The sequence below is a fragment of the Paenibacillus sp. SC116 genome (assembly GCF_024733555.1).
Classification (GTDB): domain Bacteria; phylum Bacillota; class Bacilli; order Paenibacillales; family Paenibacillaceae; genus Paenibacillus_B.
Map to the genome: position 1 here is coordinate 1 of NZ_JANIOF010000017.1, position 1,120 is coordinate 1,120.

Consider the following 1,120-nt stretch of genomic DNA (forward strand, 5'->3'; position numbering starts at 1 on the left):
ACCCATCCCGAACACGAACGTTAAGTCCTCCAGCGCCGATGGTACTTGGACCGCAGGGTCCTGGGAGAGTAGGACGTTGCCAAGCAGAGCAGTTCTTCGGAACTGCGATATATGGGCCCTTAGCTCAGCTGGTTAGAGCGCACCCCTGATAAGGGTGAGGTCGGTGGTTCGAGTCCACTAGGGCCCACCATACAAATTTTATATCCCATATATGGGGCCATAGCTCAGCTGGGAGAGCGCCTGCCTTGCACGCAGGAGGTCAGCGGTTCGATCCCGCTTGGCTCCACCATAATTCTTAAATGAAAGAGCAATCTTTCAAATTCGATTGTTTGATATTTTCCCTTTGGGAAAAATTATTGTACCTTGAAAACTGAATCGCAAAGAGATTTAAAACGCGACTTAGAATATTCCTTTAAGCTGAAAGTGTCTAACACTTTTAACAAATAGCATGGTTAAGCTATTAAGAGCGCACGGAGGATGCCTAGGCGCCAGGAGCCGAAGAAGGACGTGGCGAACGACGAAATGCCTCGGGGAGCTGTAAGCAAGCTTTGATCCGGGGGTGTCCGAATGGGGAAACCTAGCTGTCGTAATGGGCAGTTACTTACACCTGAATACATAGGGTGTAAGATGGCATACCAGGGGAACTGAAACATCTAAGTACCCTGAGGAAGAGAAAACAATAGTGATTCCGTCAGTAGCGGCGAGCGAACGCGGAAAAGCCTAAACCAAAGAGCTTGCTCTTTGGGGTTGTGGGGCGTCTCATTAGGAGTAAGAAAAGCGGTTATTAAACGAAGAGGTCTGGAAAGGCCCGCCATAGAAGGTAACAGCCCTGTACTTGAAAATAACTGCTCTCCGAGACCAACCCCGAGTACCGCGGGTCACGTGAAACCCCGTGGGAATCTGGCAGGACCATCTGCTAAGGCTAAATACTACCTGGCGACCGATAGTGAAGCAGTACCGTGAGGGAAAGGTGAAAAGCACCCCGGAAGGGGAGTGAAATAGAACCTGAAACCGTGTGCTTACAAGAAGTCAGAGCCCTATTGATGGGTGATGGCGTGCCTTTTGTAGAATGAACCGGCGAGTTACGTTTGCGTGCAAGGTTAAGGTGAAGAGCCGTAGC

Annotated in this window: 2 tRNA genes and 2 rRNA genes; all 4 read left to right on the top strand. The window is 50.0% G+C overall.

The window, feature by feature from the left end:
* A 5S ribosomal RNA gene (gene rrf, locus NQ117_RS23945) occupies positions 1 to 85 on the top strand; the annotation flags it as partial.
* 28 nt (positions 86 to 113) lie between these two features.
* Positions 114 to 190 (top strand) — tRNA-Ile (locus tag NQ117_RS23950).
* Between the two features lie 23 nt (positions 191 to 213).
* Positions 214 to 289: transfer RNA gene (locus NQ117_RS23955), tRNA-Ala, on the top strand.
* 161 nt (positions 290 to 450) lie between these two features.
* Positions 451 to 1,120 (top strand): 23S ribosomal RNA (locus NQ117_RS23960); the annotation flags it as partial.